General features: G+C 43.9%; 18 protein-coding genes and 1 pseudogene. 7 read left to right on the top strand and 12 right to left on the bottom strand.

Annotated features, from left to right (window positions below; translation table 11 throughout):
- Window positions 1-22 precede the first annotated feature (22 nt).
- Window positions 23-421, bottom strand: coding sequence for a DUF29 domain-containing protein (locus tag HWQ58_RS01425; RefSeq protein ID WP_366837156.1), 399 nt, complete (start codon window positions 419-421; stop codon window positions 23-25).
- 253 nt (window positions 422-674) lie between these two features.
- Between HWQ58_RS01425 and HWQ58_RS01420 the strand changes: the two genes are divergently transcribed.
- Entirely contained in the window at window positions 675-974 is a 300-nt protein-coding gene (locus HWQ58_RS01420; protein WP_094333099.1) for a 30S ribosomal protein PSRP-3, read from the top strand.
- Window positions 975-984: 10 nt separating this feature from the next.
- Here HWQ58_RS01420 and HWQ58_RS01415 read toward each other — a convergent pair whose 3' ends face one another.
- Entirely contained in the window at window positions 985-2745 is a 1761-nt protein-coding gene (locus tag HWQ58_RS01415) for a serine/threonine-protein kinase (RefSeq protein WP_292856843.1), read from the bottom strand.
- 92 nt (window positions 2746-2837) lie between these two features.
- Between HWQ58_RS01415 and HWQ58_RS01410 the strand changes: the two genes are divergently transcribed.
- Window positions 2838-3203 carry a hypothetical protein gene (locus tag HWQ58_RS01410; RefSeq protein ID WP_292856841.1) on the top strand — a complete coding sequence of 122 codons (366 nt, stop codon included), beginning with the start codon at window positions 2838-2840 and terminating at the stop codon, window positions 3201-3203.
- Complete coding sequence (locus HWQ58_RS01405; RefSeq protein ID WP_292856839.1) at window positions 3175-3501, top strand: hypothetical protein; 327 nt, start codon at window positions 3175-3177, stop codon at window positions 3499-3501. Before HWQ58_RS01410 ends, HWQ58_RS01405 begins: the two co-directional genes overlap by 29 nt.
- A 132-nt stretch (window positions 3502-3633) precedes the next feature.
- Here the strand turns inward: HWQ58_RS01405 and HWQ58_RS01400 are convergent, their stop codons facing one another.
- From HWQ58_RS01400 to atpD, 3 genes are all read right to left on the bottom strand, one after another.
- Entirely contained in the window at window positions 3634-5745 is a 2112-nt protein-coding gene (locus tag HWQ58_RS01400; RefSeq protein ID WP_292856837.1) for a flotillin family protein, read from the bottom strand.
- A gap of 152 nt (window positions 5746-5897) precedes the next feature.
- Window positions 5898-6311: an ATP synthase F1 subunit epsilon gene (atpC, locus tag HWQ58_RS01395; RefSeq protein WP_104905493.1), complete on the bottom strand. Its 414-nt coding sequence runs from the start codon at window positions 6309-6311 to the stop codon at window positions 5898-5900.
- A 116-nt stretch (window positions 6312-6427) separates the two neighbouring features.
- Window positions 6428-7876 carry a F0F1 ATP synthase subunit beta gene (gene atpD / locus HWQ58_RS01390; protein WP_292856835.1) on the bottom strand — a complete coding sequence of 483 codons (1449 nt, stop codon included), beginning with the start codon at window positions 7874-7876 and terminating at the stop codon, window positions 6428-6430.
- A gap of 10 nt (window positions 7877-7886) precedes the next feature.
- Here atpD and HWQ58_RS01385 point away from each other — a divergent pair, with 10 nt between their 5' ends.
- Both HWQ58_RS01385 and HWQ58_RS01380 read left to right on the top strand, forming a co-directional pair.
- Window positions 7887-8171 (top strand): hypothetical protein, encoded by a 285-nt coding sequence (locus tag HWQ58_RS01385; protein WP_292856833.1) that lies wholly within the window; start codon window positions 7887-7889, stop codon window positions 8169-8171.
- Window positions 8172-8520: 349 nt separating this feature from the next.
- Window positions 8521-9345 carry a SirB1 family protein gene (locus HWQ58_RS01380; RefSeq protein ID WP_292856831.1) on the top strand — a complete coding sequence of 275 codons (825 nt, stop codon included), beginning with the start codon at window positions 8521-8523 and terminating at the stop codon, window positions 9343-9345.
- 138 nt (window positions 9346-9483) lie between these two features.
- Here HWQ58_RS01380 and HWQ58_RS01375 read toward each other — a convergent pair whose 3' ends face one another.
- Together HWQ58_RS01375 and HWQ58_RS01370 are read right to left on the bottom strand one after the other, a co-directional pair.
- Window positions 9484-10083: a DVUA0089 family protein gene (locus HWQ58_RS01375; RefSeq protein ID WP_292856829.1), complete on the bottom strand. Its 600-nt coding sequence runs from the start codon at window positions 10081-10083 to the stop codon at window positions 9484-9486.
- A gap of 884 nt (window positions 10084-10967) precedes the next feature.
- Window positions 10968-11411 (bottom strand): SRPBCC family protein, encoded by a 444-nt coding sequence (locus HWQ58_RS01370; protein ID WP_292856827.1) that lies wholly within the window; start codon window positions 11409-11411, stop codon window positions 10968-10970.
- 279 nt (window positions 11412-11690) lie between these two features.
- Between HWQ58_RS01370 and HWQ58_RS01365 the strand changes: the two genes are divergently transcribed.
- Complete coding sequence (locus HWQ58_RS01365; RefSeq protein WP_292856825.1) at window positions 11691-13367, top strand: mechanosensitive ion channel; 1677 nt, start codon at window positions 11691-11693, stop codon at window positions 13365-13367.
- Between the two features lie 625 nt (window positions 13368-13992).
- Complete coding sequence (locus HWQ58_RS01360; protein WP_292856824.1) at window positions 13993-15024, top strand: HNH endonuclease; 1032 nt, start codon at window positions 13993-13995, stop codon at window positions 15022-15024.
- A gap of 366 nt (window positions 15025-15390) precedes the next feature.
- Here the strand turns inward: HWQ58_RS01360 and HWQ58_RS01355 are convergent, their stop codons facing one another.
- The 5 genes and pseudogenes from HWQ58_RS01355 to HWQ58_RS01335 all read right to left on the bottom strand — a co-directional run bounded on the left by HWQ58_RS01355 (window position 15391) and on the right by HWQ58_RS01335 (window position 25172).
- Window positions 15391-16692, bottom strand: coding sequence for a response regulator (locus HWQ58_RS01355; protein WP_292856822.1), 1302 nt, complete (start codon window positions 16690-16692; stop codon window positions 15391-15393).
- A complete protein-coding gene (locus HWQ58_RS01350) occupies window positions 16689-19523 on the bottom strand; it encodes a CHASE2 domain-containing protein (RefSeq protein WP_292856820.1) in 2835 nt (944 codons plus the stop codon). Before HWQ58_RS01350 ends, HWQ58_RS01355 begins: the two co-directional genes overlap by 4 nt.
- Window positions 19524-19709: 186 nt before the next feature.
- Window positions 19710-20696: a DUF928 domain-containing protein gene (locus HWQ58_RS01345; protein ID WP_292856818.1), complete on the bottom strand. Its 987-nt coding sequence runs from the start codon at window positions 20694-20696 to the stop codon at window positions 19710-19712.
- A gap of 194 nt (window positions 20697-20890) precedes the next feature.
- Window positions 20891-23455 carry a CHAT domain-containing protein gene (locus tag HWQ58_RS01340; RefSeq protein ID WP_292856816.1) on the bottom strand — a complete coding sequence of 855 codons (2565 nt, stop codon included), beginning with the start codon at window positions 23453-23455 and terminating at the stop codon, window positions 20891-20893.
- A gap of 1098 nt (window positions 23456-24553) precedes the next feature.
- Window positions 24554-25172 (bottom strand): annotated as a pseudogene (locus HWQ58_RS01335) (Uma2 family endonuclease).
- Between the last annotated feature and the right edge of the window lie 24 nt (window positions 25173-25196).

Raw genomic sequence — 25196 nt, 5'->3', positions numbered from 1 at the left:
CGATGTCTACGACGGGCTACGCCTACGCTAATCCAGTTTTAATTACAGCCAGTCGTCTAGCGGTTTGATAGCTTTCATCGAAAACTTGATCAAAGTGAGGCTTCAAACTCTGACTTTCCTTGAGTGCCTTTTGGACTCGTCTGCGGTGTTCCAAAATTGTGTACTGCCAACTTTTTGAGCGCCTTTCAGTTTGAATTTGATATTTGAGCAGATGCATCAGCAACACTTCCAGATTGCTCTCCAATGCCCGCTTTTCACTTCTCCCCATCGTTTCAATTTCTTCAATCAGGTTGTCTAAGTCCAGTTGTGTGAAATTCTTTTGTTTGACGAGTTCTGCCGTGGTTTGAATCCACAGGTAAAAGTCTTGCTCATACAAAGAAGAACCAGATGTTGTTTGAGATTGGGGCAGTTGGGCAGTCACGTCGCTTCTCTACGAGACGCTGCGCGAACGCTCCGAATTCAAAATTTAAAATTCAAAATTCAAAATTCCCATAAACAGATTTACTTGGTCTGCATCATAAGTCTGTTTCGGTAACAAGCATCTTTAGTTAGCATCGACTAAACCTTATGGTAGCCCATTCTCAATCACTGTTTGGTCATTTGATAGAGTATTGCGTTAAAATAAGCGATCGCTATCCTAGTTAAGTAATGCCCGGAAATTCCCGGAGGTGTGATTGACCAAGTTTATTTTGAAAATTCTGTGGTTAGACGAGAACGTTGCTCTAGCAGTCGATCAAGTTGTAGGCAAAGGCACCAGTCCCTTGACTAAGTACTTTTTTTGGCCCAGAAATGATGCCTGGGAAGAGTTAAAAAAGGAATTAGAGTCCAAACATTGGATTACTGATCTGGATCGTGTCGAGTTGCTTAACAAAGCGACAGAAGTGATTAACTACTGGCAAGAGGAAGGCAGAAACCGTCCAATGGCAGAAGCTCAGTTGAAATTTCCAGAAGTTGCCTTTACAGGTAGCGCTTGATATTACAAAATTAGCTATTGTCCTGTTCTACAAGCTGCCACAGTTTGATAGTCTTGTCCCGACTCCCGCTTGCAATTAATTGTGTAACTTTGCTCACAGCAACAGCAGATACTGAGTCTACATGACCAGAGAGAGTAGCAATCTCTTCTGCTGTGCTTACCCTCCAAAGTTTAACTGTTTTGTCGCAACTTGCGCTTAGGAGCGTTTCACCATCGGCAGTAAAAGCCACAGCCACCACAGACCAAGAATGGCCTACAAGTGTGCAAATTAGCTGACCAGTGTTTACCTCCCACAACTTAATAGTGTTATCATCACTACCCGTCGCCAAAATTTGACCATCGGGACTAAAAGCGACTGTCAAAACCGCCCATGCATGACCCGAAAGGGTGCTTAACAAGCTATAGCATGGGCGGTTTTGAAGTTCTCTCTGGGAACCTTTTAATGCAGCTATCTGCCACAAGCGAATTGTTCTGTCATAACTAGCGCTGGCTAAAAGCTGTCCTTGGGGACTAAATGCTACTGAATTTACCTGTAATTGGTGTCCAATGATGGTGCAAATCTCTGTGCCAGTATTTACATCCCAAAGTTTGACTGTCTTATCCCAGCTACCACTAGCGAGAATCTGCCTATTTGGACTGAAAGCAACTGATTTTACTGCGTGTGAGTGTCCTAAGAGGGTGCAGATTTCCTTTAATGTCTCAATCTCCCACAATTTGATAGTTTTATCGTCGCTAGCAGTTGCCAGAATTTGACCATCAGGACTGAAGGTAACTGATTTTACAGCTTGGGAATGTCCTGATAAGCTAGCTAGAACTTTTTTGCTATTTAAATCCCACAATTTGATGTTTTTGTCATCACTAGCACTGGCTAAAGTGTAACCGTCAGGACTGATGGCAATGGTATTCACCCGACTCAACACACCAGAATCTCCACTCAGAGTATGTAAGCATCGCCAAGCAGGAGTTGGTAATTTAAAATTTTGATTACATTCCATACCCATTGCTTGCATAACTTCATCAGCCAATTGAAAGCGACGGTTAACAGAATTTTGCAGCAGCTTGTCGAGGATTTGCGCCAAGCGCTCGCTAACTTTGGTAGTAAGATATTGTTGCCAAACCCAGCAATCATTTGCAATATCAAATAAATCAAAGGGAGAAATCTGAGTAAGTAAGTAAATACAAGTTACACCCAAGCTATATAAATCACTAGCAAAAACTGCTTTTCCCTTCGTCTGCTCTGGTGCAGCGTATTCTGGACTGCCGATACTGGTTTCAGATGTTAACCGATCGATTTCTGTGACGATTTTCGCAGTGGAAAAATCGACTATGACGAAATCCCCCTTCTTGGTAATTGGGGATCTACGGATAATATTTTGGGGTTTAATATCGCGGTGAATGATGTGGCGATCGCTCATAAACTGAAAAACTGGCAATAAATCTTCTAAAAGTTGCCAAATCTGAGTTTCATTAAAAGCGCCTTCTTCTTCAACTACCTGAGCTAAATTAGTGCCTGCAATAAACTCCTGCACTAAATAAAAATGCTTGTTATGCTGAAAATAAGCCAATAAAGCGGGAATTTTGGGATGCTTTCCTAATTCTTCTAGCTGTTGCGCCTTCTGCTGAAAATTTTTAAATATTTCGTATTCCAGCGATAATTCTTGAACGACGCAAGGAACTGGCGGAAACTGACCTTCGTCTATTGCGAGGAAGGTTTTACAGAATCCCCCTTTACCAATCTGCTTGAGTAAACGATAACGTTCTTGTAAAAGCAAAATTTCTTTGCCTACATAGCATCCACAATAAAATATAGCTGTTTTTAGTTACCCTGAACTCGGAACTGCTTACGAGCAAGTATAAAATCAAGATGCAGAAATTCTTAGGTCTAACCGTTTGCTTATCTGCTGTTATCTCATTTGTGCCTACAGTAGCCTTTAGCCTTCCGCTCTCAGGAAACCAGACATTAAACAATTTAGCTGAAAAAGCTAAGTTAGAGGTTTCTAAGACTACAGGAATCTCGGCTGACCACCTCAGTGTAGCTAACAAAGCAACTCTAGCTGATACTGAAATCACGCAGTTTAAGCTAATAGATCCTCAAGGCAATATCTATGGTGTATCCCTTGATGCTGCTGGCAATCAAATTAGTCAGGAAGTGTTAGAGCAAGCTATTCAAGCAATCAACAATAAGGGCTTCGTTGGCATAATTGGAAGCCGAATTAGCGAATCGCATTAGTCAAGGAAGCAATAGCCCTATCAGAGTCATTTTTCATCTAAAAGAAGAAACAGTTCAGCCTTATCGAGGATCGAACCGCACTGAGCATCAAAATCACTTGAATACTCTTAAATCTCACTATGAGGCAATTCAGCAACCTCTTGTAAACCAACTTAAGGAAAGTAACCAACGGGTCATTTATCAATCTCTTTATACACCAATTGTGGTGGCGGAAGTTACTCCTTTGTTAATCCAAACGATAGCTGCTCGTTCTGATGTAGAGCGAATCTATCTTGAGCGACGGACAATTAGAAGGTAAAACGATTGAATTTTAGTTTGGGAGAAGAGGCTGAACGTAGCTCGTTGCAACTATTTCCTCCCTTGCCTCCTCTGCTTATCCAAACCGTATTGGGGGCGCACATATCTACGCCCCTACCAGATGTTGCTAATGTTACTTATCTACAGGAAAATTCACAACTATAGGTGGATAACCGTTTTCTGAGGTTGGTTGTGCTTGGGTAACTATCGGTTGTGGATGCAAAGGTGTTGGTGTCAATTCACCCTTACCAGTTTGATTCCATAAAATCATCGATAGTAGCCCATCCACTAAGCCGTTATTGCTGCCATTGCTGCCAACTAAGACATCTGGAATTAAGCGGACATTGCGATCGCCGATAATCTGCATCAGTTGCATTGCTGTATAACCTTGTGGTCCCAAAGCTTCCACACCAGCGCGGTAGGTTTCAGCTTTGGCGTTACCTGTGGCCCGAATACCTTCAGCCTCAGCAATTGACCGGAGTTTTGTCCCCTCGGCTTCACCAGTCGCCTGCTTAATTTGGGCTTGGGCTTTGAGGTCAGCAATATGTACACTCTGCTCTGATTTCACCATTTCTTGCTGGATATTAGCCAGTGCCGTTTCCCGGACAAGTTGCTGCCGTTGGGTTTGCGCCATCTGCTGGACTTCATAAGTCTTGCGTTCTTCTTCAGCAATTTTCCGGTCTGTCTGTGTCTGCATTAACGACGCTGGTGGCTGAATATCACCAATCAGGGTGTCGATCGCTTGCACGTCATAAGCCCGTAATGCTGTTTTAATATACTCAGCAGCCTCAGCTTGCCGTTCACTCCGAGCAGTCAGAAAGTCTAGTACAGTATAGTCTTGGGCTGAGTTGCGGAAATAATTACCAATAGTTGGTTCTAATACATGGTCTACCAGATTTTGCATTGCACCAACGCGAGAAATTACCTTCGGGGCATCTAAAGCACCGACATGGATAATTTGTGCTACTTCCAAATCAAAGGCAAACCCATCACGCGATCGCACTGTTAAAGAAGCCAGTTGAGCATCATAGCTGTGACGTTCGGTGCGATCTGACCAATTTAATACAATGTTAGTCGTTGGCACGAGTTCCATCTTCATGATCCGGGAATTAATCGGGTGCTTACCAGGATATAGCGGTTCGACCCACACACCCTTATGTCCAGGATTCACCAAGTTACCGTGGGTGAAAGCTGCGCCGCTGACATCTTGATGTGCCTTACCCACGAAAGAAATTACCACACCCACATACCCAATCGGAATTTCCGTCATCGGTACTTGCTCAACCTGGACAAACCAAGGATTCAAGTTCCAAGAACCCGAAAGCAATATCTGTTCTTGTAAACCTCGCCGTCCACCGCCATCAATAAATTTTTGACCATTTTGGAAGTTGTCGTGTCCGTCAATTGTCGGTCCTGCGAGTTCACCGACAGAGATTGGTAAACCATCTAAGGTAGTGACAATGCCAACTTTGTCAGATGCCAGACTGTACACCCGCAACTGTTCTGGAGTCATGCCATGAGTGCTGGCATTTGCTGCCATGATCACTTTGAACAAGGCAGTGTTAATCCGGTACGTACCAGCCGTGAGAAAACCCATTTGCCGTCCTTTTTCCCCGCCTTGGGTGAGGAATTTTCGAGCATCTTGGAAGTTGTCACAACTGACAATTTTACCCAAAATCCGCTCTGGTGGGTTGGGTTGACCATCTGCTGCCACAATCAAAGCGATTTCCCCTTGGGAAACGACAACTACCGGCTCTTTTTTTACAGAATACTGCCAAGGCCAATAGCCCCAATGCCAGCCAGGAGCTAAAGTATCTGCCTGCAAGCCAGCTTCGCCGTTGAGGGCAATCAAACTTCCAGCGGGGAGTCCCCGCCCGGAAAGGGTAAATTTTCTAACTACAATACCGACTTCACGTTCGCCAATTACTACAAGTCCGCCAAAGAATAGGGGGACAAATATAACTAAACCCCCGACAAGGACGATGGGGATTAGTACAAAAGGATCGATTCCAGCAGCTTGATATTGAGTCCTGCTAATTTGTAACTGGGAAATATTTGGTTTGGTCTGATTTAGCTGGACTGATGCAGTAGTTATTTTTACAGGAGCCGCATTGGCAGAGTGAATATTTCCAGCGTTCGTTAAAGACGTTGACGCAGCGATCGCTAAGGTTGCTACGACAGATGCTGCAAAGCGAGCTACCTTATTTTGTTTACGAGTACCAAGTAAAGATGAAAACCTTTTCATAATCTGTGCCCATCTGGGCAACTAATTAGCTAAATTAACACTTCACTAAGGCTTGCCTCGATTTCTTAAACTTGATGTAATTTTTTTAAATTTAATAAATATTTTGTAGGTTGGACATTGCCCAACCTACAAAGTGAAAATATAAAGTTAAATTAGACCGAACCGCCAGCAGCTTGAAACCGAGCGCGGGCCCGTTTGAAGGCTTGGGTTGCCTGAATTTGGGCTTGGCGATCGTCTGCGGAAACTTGATTCAGACGTGTTTCTGCTTGGTTGTAAGCAGTACGAGCTTCATCAAGGTTAATTTTGTCGCCACGTTCAGCACCATTAACCAGAATTGTCACTTCATTTTCTTCAACTTCGGCAAAGCCACCCAAAAGGGCGATCGCTTCCCAATTCTGATTTTTAGCGCCACGAACTCGCATGACACCAGTATCGAGAGCGGTTAAAAGTGGTGCATGTCCAGTTAGGATACCTAGTTGACCAGTAGTGCTAGGCAAAACGACTTCTTCAGCTGGAGCATCCCAGACTGTTTTATCTGGGGAAATTACACGAACAGTTAATGTCATTTGTCTTTTGTCCTTTGTCCTTCGTCATTTGTTACTTGTCTTTTGCCATTAGCCATTAGCCATTAGCACTTGAACTAATGACTAATGACCAATGACTAATGACCAATGACTAATGACTAACCTTTGATTTTGTCAGCTTTGGCGATCGCTTCGTTAATATCGCCAACCAAGTAGAAAGCCTGTTCTGGTAAAGCATCTAACTCACCAGACAGAATTTTTTGGAACCCTTTGATGGTGTCTTCCAACTTCACGTACTTACCAGGAGAACCAGTAAATACTTCTGCTACAAAGAACGGCTGAGACAAGAAACGCTCAACTTTCCGCGCCCGCGCGACGATCAGACGGTCTTCTTCAGACAATTCATCTAGACCGAGAATGGCGATAATGTCTTGGAGTTCTTTATAACGTTGCAGAGTTGATTGTACCGCCCGCGCAGTATTGTAGTGTTCGTCACCGACAATATTGGGCTGGAGCATGGTGGAAGTTGAACCAAGGGGGTCAACTGCAGGATAAATTCCCTTAGCTGCCAAACCGCGAGACAGTACTGTGGTTCCGTCCAAGTGGGCGAAGGTAGTAGCAGGTGCGGGGTCGGTGAGGTCATCCGCAGGTACGTACACTGCTTGAATGGAGGTAATGGAACCCTCGGTAGTTGAGGTAATCCGCTCTTGCAGTTCACCTACGTCGGTTCCCAATGTGGGCTGATATCCTACCGCAGAAGGCATCCGACCCAGGAGCGCCGACACTTCCGAACCTGCTTGCACAAACCGGAAGATATTATCAATAAATAGCAGCACATCCTGCTTGTTCACATCCCGGAAGTACTCTGCTACCGTCAATCCTGAAAGACCAACCCGCATTCTCGCTCCGGGTGGCTCGTTCATTTGACCGTAAACTAGAGCAATTTTTGATTCGTTGAGGTTCTCGTTATTGATAACCCCAGACTCAATCATTTCGTTGTAGAGGTCATTGCCTTCACGGGTGCGTTCACCCACGCCAGCAAAAACGGATACTCCACCATGCTGAGTAGCGATGTTGTTGATCAACTCCATCATGATCACGGTTTTACCAACACCAGCACCGCCGAACAGACCAATCTTACCGCCGCGTCGATAGGGAGTCAGAAGGTCAACAACTTTAATCCCAGTCTCGAACACCGAAGGTTTGGTTTCCAGGTCAGTGAATTTGGGAGCAGAGCGGTGGATGGGTAAACTTGCCTCAGCATTTACAGGTCCCCTGTTATCTACAGGTTCGCCAAGGACGTTGAAAATCCGGCCCAAAGTGGCTTTACCAACTGGCACGGTAATGGGAGCGCCTGTATCGGTGACTTCAAAACCGCGCACTAAGCCTTCGGTGGAACTCATCGCAACAGTCCGCACCTGGTTGTCGCCCAGCAGTTGCTGTACTTCAACGGTGATGTTGATTTCCTGTCCAGCTTCGTTGGTGCCAACGATTTTCAATGCGTTATAGATTTGTGGCAATTTCCCGCCGGGAAATTTAACGTCTACAACTGGGCCAATGATTTGGGTAATGTAGCCAATGTTTGTTTTTTCTGCGGTTGTTACCATGCTGCGCCTAATGAGTGAAGCTAGATTTCAGATTAAGGTCGGAGAAGACATAAAATTAAACAATGTCACCTTTCACTTTAGCACCGCACGGGGACATAACTCTGTTAGTAATTCCTTAAAAAGAAGCTTGGCAGCCTTGGTTATAACTCTGATTCTGACTGTGTTGAAAATCGGGCATTGGGCATTGGGGAGCCAGTTTGGGCAGGCAATGCCCGACTTGTTTGCTCTTAACGTTCCCGCAGCAACTGGCGTCATTGGTCATAGAAAGAGAGATTTTCAATCCTTCATTGTGTAATTCATCACATAGAGTTCTAGCTTGTTTAGGTGGACAGATAAATGCTCTTTCATAACTTGATTTTTAAGCTGCGATCGCTTTAGTTCAAGCCGCTGGAATAGCGGCAATTTTCCTTAGCAGGACTTAAACATTTTTGAGGGAGAAACAAGCCTCAAACCTATGCAGGATAAGGGAAATACACCAAAGAATCAAAAATTTTGATTTACTAAATGTACAAACTACATTTCCAAATCTTCTGAATATCCATAAGATAAAGATAGATACGAAAAACTGCTTTTAGCCAAGCCGTGATGCCTGTGGTTTGAGCTAGTCTACGCTTCATCTTCACACCTCCACCGAGCAATAGCTTATGAATTTCTCGTCAGCACGACAATATTTTTACCAGGAGATTCAGCAGTCTGACGAGCACATTGACCTAGCAAAGGCAGCTTTGTATATTGCACTAGAAGAATATCCCAACCTAGACCCAGAGGAATACCTCAATGCCCTTGATACAATGGCGTGGGAGCTTCAAGAACGCCTGCCTGATTCACGTTATCCTTTGCGGATAGTTCAAAGTATTAATCAATATCTCTACGAAGATTTAAAGTTTTCTGGTAATAAAATTGACTATTACGACCCACGTAACAGCTTTTTCAATGATGTAATTGACCGCCGATTGGGGATTCCCATTACCTTAGCGCTGGTTTACCTGGAAGTTGCCCGACGGATTGATTTTCCGATGGTAGGTGTGGGAATGCCAGGACATTTCCTGATCCGCCCAGATATTCCCGATATAGAGATTTTTGTGGATGCTTTCAATGGCGGTGAAATAATATTTGCCCAAGATTGTGAGGAACGGCTGTCTCAACTTTATCAGCAACCTGTGACGCTACAACCAGAATTTTTAGCTGTAGTTAGTAATCGGCAATTTTTGACCCGGATGTTGACAAATTTAAAATTTATTTACCTCAAACAGCAAGAGTTAGAAAAAACGCTGGCAGCAGTTGAACGAATTTTGTTGCTGTTTCCTGGTTTAACTTTAGAATTGCGCGATCGCGGTTTGATTTATTATCAACTCGGTTACTACCCCCAAGCCGTAGACGACTTACAAAATTATTTAGCAAAAGTTCCCGATGCCGAGGATGCATCTGTGATTCGGCGGCTACTTACCGAATTGGGTAAGAATGGTTGAATCAAGTAAAAGGACTGGGTGAGAAAGATACAATAGCTTTAATTGCAACTTAAGTATCAAAATCAAAAATGCTGTGTCAGCAACATATTGACACAGCAATGGTTAGTTAAATTAAACGGCTTAAATAAAAATTGATGCTTATGCCTTAACTGCGGCTTGTTGTTTACGCTTGCGAACAGAGGTAATGCCGAAAGCACCTAAGCCTAAGATACCGATGAGAGAAGCGGGTTCGGGAACAGAAGCAGTCTCCTGGTTTAGGCTGATAGAGTAACTGTCAGAAGAAAAACCAGGACTAACAGAACCATAAGTAGGACCAGATTCGGCATAGTTGGCGAAGGATGATATTCCCAACAAGTACTCACCACTATCTGCAAACAGGTTGAGAGTGGATTGCAGCGTCAACTCAGAATCGTTCTCGTTCTGAGCGATTAGCGTACCTGACGAATCAAACAGTTGTAGTATGGTATCGAAGGTGAAGGGTGTACCACCGACTGTCGTAGCGTTGAATAGCCCACCACCCCAAGAGAAAGAAAAGAGGTCAGCATCGTCGCTAGAAGAGATAGTTCCTTGGATGACATTAATGCCACCAGGAAGATTTTGGGCGGTATTTAAAGTCTGACCTGCATCACCCACTTCAGTAAAAGTTGCAGCTTGTACGGTTCCTGCTGCTCCCAGTGCAATAACTGCTGTTCCCACTGTAGACAGTGATAACTTTGTCAAAACATTTACATTAGCCATTCCGTTATTTACCTTATAAACGAATCTTTTTGTCTGCCTTCAACGCTTCAATCCTAAGAGGATGTTTGAAAAGTCTTAATTGGTGTATCAACGTTTTTTACCTCACCCTAACCCTCCCCGTATGTATTGGGGAAAGAACTAGATTTTCCAGTTTCCCCCCTTTACAAGGGGAGATTAAGGGGGGTAAAAATTCGATTAAAATCACAGCCAACCACTTTTCAAACAACCTCTAATACGTGTTTCTAATGAGTAAAAACCTTTTTAGCTATCTTACAGAAAATTAACTGAGAAATAAAGCTATTAATGTGCGGAAAAAAGGTAAAAATACATGTTTTAAAAAGCTTGTAACCACATATACCAGAGGTTAGAACCTGTGTTTATACTTAAGATAATGATCAAGGAGTATTCTCAACAACTCAGTTGCTTCTCTGTTAAAGACGCTCTTGCTAGCTTGCTTCTTTGTAGGAGTACAAGTCGGGAAACCCGACGCCAGTCGCTCATGGGGGAAACCCCCAGACGCTCGCGGACTCGAAGAGGCTGCGCTATGCGCGGCATCGTCTCCCCGCAGGAGTTGACCGCGCTGGCTCCCCAACGCACTGACTCGACTTCTCGCTGAATTGTGAATGCTGAGTCCTAAGTGCTAAGTCAGGAGTCAAGAGTTATTATTCTTCCCCTGCTCTGTGTGCTTCTCTGCTTTCCCTGCCTTCTCCCTTCTTGCACTAGTACCGCTGCGCGGAAGTCACGCATTCAAAAGTATTGTATTCCGGGCTTTCGCGTCATTTTGAATGGTATGTTTATTTACGCGCCCGTTGTACTAGTTAGCCACCGACAGCTTTTGGCACGAATACTGGGGAAAACTCAATACCAAATGACTAATGATCGAATTATTCTTGTCCTTCTGCGACTTGTTTAAGGCGGCGTAGCTGGGCTTGCATATCTTCTTTTGTCCAAGACGCAGCAAAGGTGTTAAAACCCCAACTAATTAAAGGGTTAGGGATATCGTACTCAAAGCGGTTGAGTAGGCGCGTTCCCTTTTCTGTTGGCTGACATTCCCAGCGATCGCGCCCTTGAAAAAACCCTTGAAATTCCCAGACTACCAAACCCGGTTGTCGTTCTACAACTACGCTATTCAACGTGGGTTTGAGTAGAGGAATTTGAATGATAAAACGACTTTCACTGCCGACATCGGTACTCCAAGCTTCGCCTACAGGTTCGCAACGCAGGACGGGGTTGAGCCAGCGGTGCATAAGAGCTAAATCGCTAATACAGCGCTCTACCACCGTAGCTGTAGCATTAATTTGAATTGATTGTTCCAAAACTTGGGACATTCCACATCTTTGATGCTGTTGCTGCAATTAGAGTAACGCAAAATTCAACAAAGTGGGAGATGAGGGAGTAGGGGAGTAGGGGGAAATGAGGGGGATGACGGAGGACAAGGGGACAAGGAGATAAACAAAACTCCTAACTCAGCACTCAGCACTCCTAACGCCCAATGCCCGTATATTAAATCAAATATGAGTAAATATGTATGTTTTTACTGGTAAATTGATAGGCAAAACACTGACTCAGTGTTTGCGGCGAATACTTAAGCATAATTCCCGAAAACTATGAACGCAACTTGGCAAGAAATAACTCAGGTGATGTCTACGACGGGCTACGCCTACGGAGTTGGTTTATCCACAAGGGTGCAGCAATTTTTGGCACAATCATCGCCCAGTCTGCAACCAATACAACCAGCAGTGAATCAAGGAATTGCTGATGTGCAAGGTATTGTTCAACAGTTGATTCTGTTTACGCCTCGTCTTTTAGGGGCGGTAGCAATCTTACTAGTAGGTTGGCTGATTGCAGCGATCGCAGCAGCGGTGACGCAAGGAATCCTCAAGCGCACAAATATAGATAACCGCATAGCCGCTGGGATAACGGGTCGTCAAGATGTTCCCCAAGTGGAGAAATTAATCTCCAGCTTAGTTTTTTGGAGCATTATCCTGTTAACTGCGGTAGCTGTTTTACAGACATTGGATCTGGAGGTAGCCTCTCGACCCCTGAATAATTTTCTCAATCAACTTATTGGCTTTTTACCAAAGTTGGTTGGTGCGGGAATCCTTTTGGTAGCAGCCTGGTTTTTGGCGACCATTGTGAAGATTATCACTGTGCGCTCATTACAGGCATTTAACCTGGATGAGCGTTTGAATCCAGAACCAGCAGACAGGGCACCCAGCCTCAATCAGCTGTCTCTAAGTGAGACGATCGGCAATGCTCTGTATTGGTTTATATTTTTACTGTTTCTCGCTCCAATTTTGGATGCTCTCGGACTACAGCAGGCTCTACAACCAGTACAAGCTCTAATTACAGAAGTTCTGCTAATTGTGCCGAACATTTTAGCGGCGATCTTAATTGCTGTAGTTGGCTGGTTCATAGCTAATGTAGTGCGGCGGATTGTGACGAACTTGCTGGCGACAACTGGTATCGACAATTTAGGTAGTCGGTTAGGTTTATCTGCAAGTACGGGGGTGCAACCTCTATCGAGTATTATCGGTACAATTGTCTATGTTTTGATTTTGATTCCTGTGGCGATCGCAGCGCTGAATGCCTTGCGAATTGATGCAATATCAATACCTGCGATCGCTATGCTGCAACAGGTTCTCAATGCCCTACCTGCCATCTTTACAGCCGTGGCAATTTTGATTGTTGCCTATTTCGTCGGGCGGTTTATTGCGGACTTGGTTACAAGTATCCTCACCAATTTAGGGTTTAATAACATTTTCACTATTTTGGGTCTGACAACACCCAGCAGACGAGTTGTAATTTCTACAGAATCAACAACCCCCCCGATTCCAACCCGCACGCCATCGGAAATTGTAGGCATTGTTGCCTTAGTGGGGATCATGCTGTTTGCAACGGTGGCGGCGGTGAATATCCTGAATATTCCAGCCCTGACGGCATTAGTGTCTGGTATTGTGATCGTATTCGGGCGGATTTTGGCAGGATTGATAATATTTGCCATTGGCTTATTTCTGGCAAATCTAGCTTTTAATATCATTACCAGTTCCGGCGACCGTCAAACCCAGATTTTGGGACAAGTGGCGCGGATTGCCATCATTGGCTTAGTCTCGGCAATGGCACTGCAACAGATTGGAGTTGCCAGTGATATTGTGAATTTAGCCTTTGGACTTTTACTAGGTGCGATCGCAGTTGCTATTGCCCTAGCTTTTGGTCTTGGAGGGCGCGATATTGCACGAGAGCAAGTTCAAGAATGGCTAAACTCTTTCAAAGGTAGAAACTAAAAATTGATGAAGGCGCAATTTCGTCTGTAAATCTGGAAAAGTGCAGCCGTAAGCATCAATAGTGCAGAAAATCTATCGGCAATTTTGCTTAAGAGGTTGAAAGTTAGAGCTTAGAAACTCGGAGTTTGAGTGTAAAATTTGACGTTTCAAGTTCTAAAGCTCAAATTCCGAGTTCTGAAGCTCAAGTTTCGAGTAAAAAGGTCGAAGTTTCGAGTTCAAAGGTCGAAGTTCGTGAGTTAAGAGTCGCGCAATCGAGTATTCACAATATTTTTGTAACTTGAAAAATTAAATTAATAAATTTCAAAGGGTATTTTTAGTGCCGTTAACTGCGATCGCATTGAAGAAAGTTCTATCTGGCAGCAGAGTATGATCGTGGAACAGAGTAACCTCCACAAATTTTTAACTTTGGTAATAATTCTTTTAATCCAAAATCTCAAATTGCTGGTAAAACTAGTCGGATAGTTCAGTTTTTGAAACAACGATAGATACACAAACAATATAAAGTGATTACTATCTCTTTAAAAACTTTGGAAGTAAATTCGTTATGAATGCTGAGGTGTTTCTTAGTTGGAAAAAGAGAAACTGGAGCAAACACTCTACAGCAGAAATTAAAGGTTACTAAAACATGGATTTTCTCAACCAAGCACAGAATTTGGCAGATACCGTTAGAGATAAAGCTCAAGAAGCAGCCAACAATGTAGTAAACGGGATGAATGAGGTAGTTGATGGAATCAAGAACGCTACTAGCGATATAACGACTTCAAGTGTCCGTGCAGTTAATGATTTACAAAGTTTGTCAACCACCGCAACACAATCAGGTTTTCAAACTGTTCAAAATGTTAGTAAAACATTTCAACAAACTGCTGTTGGAGTTGCCGCATCTAGCATGGTTATGGCTGATGCTTTGCAAAATTTACCAAAGACAGCTGCCGAATTAGCCCAAGAAATGCCCAAGATTGCAAATAGGTTGAGATATCGTGCTGGTGTTCGGGTGGGAGACTTACCTCGCTCTGATGCAGATGTCATGAAGCTTTTTGAGAAAATTCCTGGCACATCAAAGCTTGGAGGTAAAGAATATACAATTCGTCAATTTCTTAGAGATAAGCATGGTAGCCACATCAATCCACGTTCCCAAGGTGGATCGAATGCTGCTGATAATATCCTTTGGGAAGTAGGTGTTGATAATCTCCGCCGAGGAGCCAAAGTCATGACCGTTGGCGAACAGTTTTATATTCGGGTTTATAATGCGGTAGATTCAATTGTCAGCAATTCTGGGACAATTGCAAAACTTGGGATTACTGCAACAGGAACAGCTATTCTCACTCAGGTTGTAGTAACGGCGATTTCCTACTCTTTGGATCTTTATCGAGGCGACATTACTGTTGAAGAGTATCAAAATCTAATTTTTGAAGCAGCAAAGGCAGCAGGTATTGCTACACCAATTGTTTTTTTGGTCTTGGTAGCTGTGTTAGCTTTATTTCCAGAATTTACAGTTATTTTGTCAGCACCAATTGTTGTTGCAGGCTTCAATGCTTTATTTGGTATTAGTATTGCTACACCCATTATTCAATCGCTAGTTCGTCATGTCGAAGCTGGAGGTTTTGGCATAGAAACTGCTGATGCTTACAAAACTGCGTTTGATGGTTCTGCGCTCTGAAATCAGCTATTCCAAATTGAAATTGCATAATTAGGGTGGGTATCTCGCCTGCCCGTAGCCAAATGCAGGCTTTTCAGTCCATCTGACAAGATTGGATAATTGATTTGTTGTAAACTTCTAAATAATCTAGGACTTATGCAAAAACCCTCTCAAACTCTTATTTCTCCGTGACCTCTGCGTCCTCTGTGGTTCGATTTCAGTTATGTAGAGTTGCGGAATTTTCGATAAAAGCAATGTATAGCCGTAGCCACATAGGTTAGGACAATGTTGATTGCTAAAAGCCTTGATTTAACTGGGTTTTTACTCAGCACGGGCTAAACGCCCCGCTATCCATGTACAGCACTCAGCACTTTGTTATATATTCAGTTACATGGGCAGAGTAATAATAAATTTTGTCCCCTCACCAGGTACTGACAAGCAGTTGACTTGTCCGTTGTGTTTGTCAACAATAATTTGGTAGCTGATCGCTAATCCCAGCCCGGTTCCCTTACCTACGGGCTTGGTTGTGAAAGATTGCTCAAAAATTCGAGATTGCACCTCAGTAAGCATACCGGGGCCGTTATCTTGGATGCAAATTGTGACGGTTTGTTGTTGGGGATTAACCGATGTGGTAATGGTGATGATGTTCGGGCAAGCAGCAATCTCTCGATCAGAATGATTTTGATGGAGTTCATCAAATGCATCAATGGCATTGGCGATGATATTCATGAACACCTGGTTCAGTTGTCCGGGATAGCAACTGATTGGAGGTAACTTACCGTATTGTGTGACAACCTGGATTTTAGTGCGATCGCCATTGCCTTTGAGTCGATGTTTCAACAGCATTAAGGTGCTATCAATTCCTTCGTGAATCTGAAACTCCACCTGAGATGAAATATCTGCGCGAGTAAAAGTTCTCAGAGAGAGACTGATCTCTTTAAGACGGGTAATTCCCTGGTGCATTGATCCCAGTAGTTTCGGTAGATCCTCTGCCATATACTCCAAGTCAATTTCTTCAACAAGCTCTTGAATTTCTTGGTCTGGCTGAGGTAGCTTCTGCTGTTGCAGGTTCACCAGGCGAAGCAGATTATTTACATGTTCCTCAATATAAGATAAATTTCCGCCAACAAAACCAACCGGATTATTAATCTCATGACCAATACCTGCAACCATCTGCCCTAAAATGGACATTTTCTCACTCTGGATCATTTGTAGTTGGGTTTGCTGTAACTCCTGTAAAGATTGAGTTAATTCTGTGGTGCGTTCTTGCACCCGTTCTTCTAAAGTGCGGGTAAGATGGGAAATTTTTAGGTGTAACTTTAAACGGGCAATGACTTCTTCATGTTGAAAAGGTTTGGTAATATAGTCAACTGCACCTATTTCCAATCCGGCCACCTTGTCTGTAGAATCGGATAGGGCAGTCATGAAAATTACTGGAATATTCTGAGTGATGGGATTGGTTTTCAGTCTGCGACAAGTTTCAAATCCATCAATACCTGCCATCATTACATCTAAGAGAATCAGATCGGGATGAGCATATTCTGTTTGTTCGATGGCTGACTCTCCATCTGTTGCCATCAGGGCTTTCCAGCCACACCTCTGAATCGCTTCAGATAACACCTTGAGATTGTTGGGATTGTCATCCACTAACAGAATATGTATGGGTTTCGAGAGAGGAACAGCGATCATGGATGTAACTCCGTTGTGACAAATGATTTGAGTAACTTACGGATTTTTCCGGTTTGGAAATTGGCAGTGAGTTTGCTTAACTCTGCTGCAAAGGGAGCTAGTTGACTATTTTGCTCAATTAGTTCTTTTAACATTCCTTCAATCGCCGAGATATCTCCCATCATTGCCAAATGATAGAGTTGTTGCAAAACATCTTGGGATGGTAGTACCCATTCACTAGCACCGATCTGCTCACCTTTGGGAGGCGAAGATTCGGCATACATCCATTTCACTCCCAACAGCGATCGCAGTCTATTGAGTAGTTCCTCAATCTGGAGAGGTTTGGGTAGGAATGCTGTTGCCCCTGCCTCTAAACTCCGCTGACGATTTGACTCAAAGACGCTGGCACTAGAGACGATAATCGGAATAGAACAGGTTTGGGGATTCGCTTGCAGGTGAACCATTAACTCAAAACCATCCATATTGGGCATGGCTAAATCGAGCAGAATCACATCTGGATTGTGTTCAATTGCCACCTGTAGCCCTTGTTTGCCATCGGTTGCTTCTAGGGTTCGACAGCCAATTTCTTGCAGCAGATTGGTCAACATGGAACAGTGGTTGCGATCGTCATCGACAATTAGAATTTGAGGCGCACTACCCTGAATCCCGATAATTTTCTGGGGAGTTGGAGTGTAATCCGTCGTAAACATCGCTCCTCCACGCCAGTCATGAACGAGTGGTATTGATACTGTCAAATCTAGCCAAAACAGACTTCCTTCGCCCAAGTGACTCTGCACCTGAATTTGGCTCCCCATCAATGCCGCAATTCTTTGGCTAATTGCCAATCCCAAGCCAGTACCTTCAGATCGTTGTCCTGCTTCACCCACTTGCTCGAACGGCAAAAAGATTTTCTCAAGTTGCTCTGGTAACATTCCAATACCCGTATCTTCAATCTGAAAACGAATATTTTGATGTGTCATTTGTCCATTGTCATTAGTGAGCCACTGCGTTGGACGGGTTTCCCGGCTTGTAGCAAGTGGCGTCATTTGTTTAGACTCTTGACTAATGACTTCCACTTTGAACGTTACGCTACCGCTATTTGTAAATTTGATTGCGTTGCCCAGTAAGTTAATTAACACTTGCCGCAGCCGTTTTTCATCGACTTCAATGGCAAGTGGTAAGCGATCGCTAATTGAGATATTAAATCCAATCCCTTTCTGTTCAGCCCGGATACCACAAATCTCAGTTACACCATGTAAGAAACTGGGCAGATGCACACTAGTGACAACCAAATCCAATTTCCTGGCTTCTATCTTCGAGAGATCGAGAATGTCATCGATCAGCATCAAAAGATGCGAACCGCATTGGTAGATAATGCTAACTCCTTCGAGGTTTTTAGCTGTCATGTTTGGCGATCCTTCTAGTACCTGGGCAAAACCAAGGATGCCATTAAGAGGTGTGCGTAGTTCGTGGCTCATGTTGGCGAGAAACTCACTCTTAGCCTGATTGGCAGCATCGGCAGCTTGCTTTGCCTCGACTAATTCATGAGTTCGTTCTTCGACTTTCGTCTCTAGGGTTTTGGAATAATCTAATAGTTGACTGTTGGCAATTTCCAGTTGGCGATTTGTTTCTTCTAACTTCTGCTGTTTATAGGCATTAGTTGTTGCAATCACACTACCGATAAACGCCGCTAAGGTGGGTGTTACCGGAATTAAAACACCATACAAAAACATTCCATAGCCACACAATATACAGGCTCCACTGATGCCTACAGTTGCCCAAAGAATTTTGCCGCCGGGAACCCGCAGCTTGCTACTGGATAACAACCAACTGCCTGTAGAACCAATAACAGACCACAAAACAATCCAGAGTGATAAAGAAATGCCAGAAACACCGTGCAGACTGGCTTTTCCTGTTTTTGCTCCTCGAACTAGTTGATGAGCAATATTCGCATGAACAACCACACCTGGAGTCGGTTTTTGAGCAGATATCCAGGAAGAGAAGGGTGTGCTGAAGAAATCATTGGTACTGGAGGCAATTGACCCAATAAATACCATGCGATCGCGCATCAAATCTACGGGAATTTTCCCTGCTAAGACATCGCGCATCGCAACTGTCCGAAATGCGGCATCTGTTCCATGCCAATTCAGCAGAATTTGATAGCCTCCTAAATCGGCATCGGTATAACCTGCTTCTTGATTTTGCAGTGGTAAGTAAATTTCCTTACCCAAGTGAAACTTTTGCTGTTGGGGGTCAATGCTTTCTAAGCTAATTTTTTCAGCTTCGAGGTACTTTAGAGCTACAAGGGTTGCTAGTCCGGCTTTAATGGTGTTTTTCTCTTTGGCATCTTCAGCTGTCAGCAGCGCACGACGTACAAAGCGATCACCATCTAACACTAAATCTGCTAATCCTACCTGATCCTGTTTTTTCAATTCCGGTGGGGGATTAACGCGTTCGCCAGTAATTTTTTCAACTCCGAACAAATTGGGAGTGTTGCGAAAAACTTGAACAAGTTGCTCGTGTCCGCTTCCTTCCGGTAAATCTCGATAGAGATCCAAGCCAATGGCTCTCGGCTGCTGCGCCCGGATTTTTTCTAGTAATCGTGCTAGCGCCCAGTCTGGAACTGGCCATTTACGCACCGATTGGATATCGCGCTCATCGATTGTCACAATCACAATCTCATCAGTGATCGCCTGTGGCGATCGCTGACGAACCCATTCGTCGCGAATTTTCCATTCCGGTAAATTGAAAAGTCCCAACGATTGCCCAACCATAACCGTCAAGGCAACGCTGGGAGTAATAATCAAAACGCTGCGAGTACGTTGGACAAAAGCCTGGAATTTGCGCCACATATTTGTACTATATAAATGGGGATTGGGGACAATACGCTTGGGTTAAGAAGAATAGCTTTGTTGGGTAACGCTTACGCTCAACCCAACAAAGCCTTGATAATGTTGGGTTTCGTTCCTCAACCCAACCTACGCCTAAGCCGAGGAACTCGGAACTGTTTTGCCCAATACCCAATACCCAAACTGCCATTAGTTAGTAGATGCTAATAAGTTCGCTGTTACAATCTCCTTCAAACTCACTGAGGATAGAAGTTCTTCCCATTGTTTGCCAAGAGTTGGATTGTGAGGTTGAGCGGTGTATACCGATGCAAGTGTTGCCACACAGTCATACCAAACACCGTTTTTACCCAAAATAGTAGCCCGCTTCAGAGCATCTTGCTCTTGGATTGCTGTTGCCAACTCAGCGCCAGGCTGGATACGCTGAACCCAACCATTGACGTAGGGCGTACTTGGACTGAGTTGCCCATCTACTTTGAGTGCTAGGAACCATTGATAGTTTTTACCAACAGCTAAAGCGGCCGCATTGGCTGGTAATTCGATCGCGATTACCCCAGTTTTCCCTGCAACTGAAATGTTCATCTGATGTTGCATATTGCCAGCTTCATCCTTGAGGCTGAATACTGCTTCTTCGGCATTGGAAGCCGGGAGATACACCAATATTGTGGGACGTTCAGATACTGTTGTGCCATAGAAATTTTGAGGCAAGAGGGCGATTAGCGCTGCTGGTTGCGTTGTATTTATGGTCGATGGATTCAAGTAGTAAGTACCAACGCGAGAAGCACCCGCACTTGCTTGTTGGGGAGCGCCTTTGCCAACAGCAGGTGTAAAGAGCTTGCCGCGAGAAGCTCCTCCAGTTGCCTGTCTGGGCGTACCTTTCCCGTCGGCAGGTGTAAAGAGGTTGCCACGAGAAGCTCCTCCAGTTGCCTGTCTGGGCGTACCTTTCCCGACAGCAGGGGTAAACATACTACCGCGAGAAGCTCCTCCAGTTGCCTGCCTGGGCGCACCTTTCCCGACAGCAGGGGCAAACATACTACCGCGAGAAGCTCCTCCAGTTGCTTGTCTGGGAGAGCCACTGTTGGCGGGTGGGGTAAATGTAACAGCATGAGCACTAGTCCATGCACTGCTAGCGATCAAAGCGATGACGCTTAATGTACTAGCTAAATATCGACGTTTCATAATGCTTTTCCTTATGTCATTGAAATGTGATACAAACAAAATACGTTTCTTTTGACTATGGTCAGAAGTTCAAAGAATAAGTCTAAGTAACAATAAAGTCAGGGAACTTCTACTAGCAGTATAGGCGAGCTTAAGCTAAAAGGCTGTAAAAAATAGCCTAAATTATTTGCAATATAATCCGTTGTATTACTTAGTTAAATCCAGTTGCCGATCAAAACAAAGCCAGACCAAAAGAACGGTTCGTGGAAATCAGTTTGGCGAATTAGACTAATTTGTGCTTGTCTTAGTGCTTCGGCTTTAGTGATTTTGGGTTGTCGCAGTTGGTCATAGAAGCGAGTCATGAGCATCGCGGCTGCCTGATCTTTGACGGGCCATAGGGTGGCAATAGTTGAGCGAGCGCCGGATTTAACAGCCAAGCCTGCTAGTCCGAGGACGGCGCGATCGTCTCCTGCTGCTGTATCACAGGCACTTAGTACCAGCAACTCGATGGCTTTCGATGGATTGTTACCCCGATTTTTCAGGAGTTCAGATAACTCCTTAACATTGACTTCTCCATCCCAAGTGAGCAAGAAGGTGTCTTCGAGGCGGGAACTAAACTGTCCGTGGGTTGCTAAGTGAACAATACTTGCACTACTAAATTTCACACGTTCAGCAACGGCTTGACTGGTGAATTTCTGGTTCAGCAACACAGAGGAAGATACTGCCTTGGAGATTTGTTTCACTTCTGATTCCACGGCGGGTAAAGCACTAAAGCCAGCGCGAGATTGGCTAATGCCACCCACAATCGCACTCATCTGGTTTTGATTTTGCGATCGCGTAGCCATCAGTTGCAATCCTGGTGAGAGCGCCACAGCATACTTCTCGATCAGATATTGCTTACCGTCAGAAAGAGCTGCTATGGGAATATTCCGCAACCGACCATCTAAAACAAACACCAATGTCTTGGTATCAATGAATGCTTGATCTGCTTCTGCTGGACGAATCAACCAATTATAAATCTGTTGAGACACTCGATCCCGGTCTTTAGAATCTGAGACAGGGTTAAGAGCAACCAAAAAGTTGTCTAGAGTCTGCTGAATTTCAGCTTGAGATTTGTGAATGACATAGGAACGGAGTGGTTGCCCTGCTTTCGAGAGGATTACTGTTAAACGATCTGGCAGGATGATGGGATAAAGGACGGTTGCAGTGGGATCGACTCGATCAATTTGTTGAGTTCTATCTAAACAGGCTTCCCGAAAAAAGTTATCAAGTTCCGCAATTTGGAGTGCCTCAATCAATTCACGAGCTTGTATTAATTCTGCTTGACTCGGTTGATCCTCTAGAAGTAAATCAACCAGTTCCCGGTAGACCGGCTCTACACTGGTGCGAAAAGAGAACTGGACATCAGGGTTGATAGCCACCAAATCTCCCCGCAGTGCCTTTAAGGCGTTGACTGCCTCTGTATAGGTGGTAATCGCTTTTGAGCGATCGCCTTGTTGTTTATACAACTGTCCCACCTGCCAAGCAGATTGAGCAATGATATCGTTAGCTTGGAGTTGGCGGGCAATGTTGAGGGATTTCTGAGTTAACTCCTGTGCTTGGGATAACTGCTGTGTACGCTGATAGAGTTTTCCCCACTGATTTAGTGCGTGAGCTTCGGCTTGAGTATCCTGGATTTGCTGTGCAGATTTGACTGTGACTGCCATCAGTTGTGCCAAATCTTTCAGCGGTAGGATTGGGTCAGAATTTGACTGGCGGTTGAGGGCGGCAACAAAATTGATCGCTGCGTAGAGTGAAGTGTGACTGGGGGGCAGTTCCCGGAGTTCTTGGAGTAGTTGAGGTGCGAGTGGGTTAACAAACTCTAGTTTGTCGTAATTGAGGAAAAGTTTGAACTGAGCTAAACGCGCTTGTAACCGATCGCTTGGGTTAGTTGTTAAGAGTTGAGCCTGTTCAAAGTAATCTAATGCGGCTTCTGGATCTTGCAAGTCAACGGCAGTTTGGCCCAGGCTGATCAGAATAGAACTTAACTGGGGTTGGGCTGAAATTTGGCGAGCGATCGCTAAACTTTGCTCTAAAATCTGTTGACTTTTACTATCACCAATTATTTGCAGAGCTAAACCAAGCGATCGCAGTCCACTGACTTTGATTTCATTATCCGGCATCCCTTGGAGTTTTTGAGTCAGTACCTCTAACTGTTGTTTAGAACGGCGGTAAAATCCTAAAGTTTGTAAAGCTTGTGCCTGGTTGATTTGACTACCCAGGCTTCCCATTGTGTCGCCTGCTTGCTCATAAAATTTTTCAGCTTGTTGCCAACTTTCGAGGGCGGTTTCGGCTTTGCCAGTGTGCAATTGCAAATTTGCTTGGGTATTGAGTACCTGTGCCCAAAGAATTGCATCAGCAGAGGGAATAGAAGTTTGCAATAGTTTCAGACTTTGCTCAATAGATTGTTGGGCTGCTTGCCATTGATTAAGCTCCTGTTGTGTCAATGAGAGGTAACTGAAACTTAGAGCTTCGTTCAGGCGATCGCCTTGGGTATGATACTGTTGTGCTGCCGTTTGCCAAATCGTTACTGCTTCTGCAAAGCGTCCCGAACGGTAGAGGTTTCGCCCCTGTTCTAGCCAATTGGTCGGCTGGGAAGAAGTGGATACTGACACATTCAGGATAGAAGTTGTTGGTATTTGCAAAGATGCTCTAGCAGGTGTAATGGTTACTGCCAAACACAAGCTCAAAATACTCAGACTAATATATAGCCAACGACGTTGTTTAATAAGGAAAATCATAAAGAATTACCGATAATATTTTTAATAAATTGTATATTTTATTACTTGTTTTTAATGAACTTGGTTACAGAATTCCTGGGCAAATTAACTTTTTGGAACAGCTGCACAAGTTAAGGGCGGCTGTATATGTGCAGGAGATTGCGCCACAATTAACTCAACTTTATTGCAGAAGCATAGAAGCTGCCAATATTCGATTAAGCAAACCCAAGCAAACAGAAAAGACCTTCATGAAAAAGCCTCCTTTTATACCCAATTTAATATTCCCTAAATGGTATTGCTTTTAACAGCAAGCACAAAGAAACTCTTTGAGCGCTCTTGTGTACTTGCGTAGGCGCGAACGCGAGTGCGTCTCGTAGAGAAGCAGCTTGTCGTTAGACATCGCTTGGCATTAAACCGTTTGAATTCCTGGGGCAAATTAACTCCTGGCAAACGCAGCACAGGTTAAGGACTGCTGTATATGTGTGAGAGATTCGACTAAATATGGTAGTAATATTTGGTGTGTTGATTAAATCAAAAGTCGCTGAACCACCCGTAATATCATGTCCGGTTAAAGACTTATCATTAAGAAGGCAGTTCTTGCTGGGGGAGAAAGAGTTTTCAGATTTTTGCACAGATGCAAGAATCATAACTAATCAGCCGGACATGATATAAATATAGAGAAATTACTGAAGCTGTGAAATAAATTCTTACCTTTTTGTATACCGTTAAGAATATTAAAATTATTACCACTTGGGTTGACACTGGTATTGGTAGTACCATCAGATGTCACCTGAGCGATCGCCCTTAGCATCATCCCTGGAGTTAATAAGCCACTTGTGAATATAAATAGAAAAGCGTAGACGCTTCGCGGTGAAGGGGTCGCAGTCTTGTCTTGGCGGTTCCCGTCGATTGCGATCCCCCGAACCCGTTGGCGCAGCCTCTCGTAGAGAAGGGCTTGTCCTTAGACATCGCTCTCATAGCATAAATACTTCCCTTGAACTGATAGTCTTAGGATTCCCGAAATAATCGTGTTGGTAACACCCTTGCGTGGAATCAAAATAATTAGCAGCTATTATAATTTTATCGGGAGTTTTCTGGAGTTGTAGATAAAAAAAGGCTCTACAAAGCACCATTAAAAATCTGATTAGCAGTCAGTTTCAAATCTGGAAAAGTAGGGGATATAATACGTTCCGAATTCTGAAATTGGGTGAATTGATATTCTTCATCAACTAGATGATAAATAGAAATAGTTGGTTGTTTCGGATTCCCAATAAACTTTCTTGCCCCCAAAGCTGCATAATCAACAATCCAATATTCGGGAATCTTCATTGCTTCATAATTACCTAATTTGGTGTAATAATCGTCTTCCCAGTTTGAACTTACTACCTCAATAACCAAAGGAATGGATTTACTTTGAGTCACCGTAGATTCTTTTTCCCATAATTCCTCATTCTGTAAATTAGCATCGTTGATTAATACGACATCCGGCGAGTAACCCGATGATTTTCTTGGTGGTTTTACTAACACTGTTTTGGGGATAAAGTATGGCAGTTTCAAGCGTTTAATACTCAACAGTAATTTCTCCTGCTAAAAATCCCGTAACTTTTTCATGTTTTCCACTCGGCTGAGGCATTTCAACAATTATCCCGTCGTGTAATTCGTAACGCTTAAGAGTGTTTTCCGGCAGCCATTCGATAAATTCTTCAAAGGTAAATAGTTTGGGTAAAGCTTGAGCCATATCAAAACCTCCGCTTGTTTGGAC

This window comes from Nostoc sp. LPT, from assembly GCF_017115165.1.
GTDB lineage: Bacteria > Cyanobacteriota > Cyanobacteriia > Cyanobacteriales > Nostocaceae > Nostoc.
The sequence above is the reverse complement of the archived record's forward strand: the minus strand, read 5'-3'. Positions and strand labels throughout refer to the sequence as shown.